The sequence below is a fragment of the Rheinheimera riviphila genome, assembly GCF_004005945.1.
GTDB lineage: Bacteria > Pseudomonadota > Gammaproteobacteria > Enterobacterales > Alteromonadaceae > Pararheinheimera > Pararheinheimera riviphila.
In genome coordinates, this window is sequence record NZ_SACS01000088.1 from 1 (window position 1) to 255 (window position 255).

Here is a 255-nt window from a genome sequence, read left to right on the forward strand (position 1 = left end):
CCGCGCGCAGAGCCAAACGACCGATGCGGCCAAAACCGTTAATACCTACTTTGATGGTCATGTTCAATCCTTAAAGAATGTTGGTTTTTTTATTTCAATAACGACCATTCAACAACTCCGGCGCACTGCCGCTGCCGCGGTGAGTGTCGCCCTACGGCCAATAGATAATGCAAGTTTTGAGGGCGTACTCACCGCGATAGCGGTAGTACGCCGGCAAGACTTTGAAAAAAGAATGTTGGTTTTTTTATTTCAATA

1 protein-coding gene is annotated in these 255 nt (G+C 46.7%); it reads left to right on the forward strand.

What is annotated here, in order from left to right:
• A partial coding sequence (locus EOE67_RS20745; RefSeq protein ID WP_206099690.1) for a hypothetical protein occupies positions 1-255 on the forward strand: 255 nt, incomplete at both ends.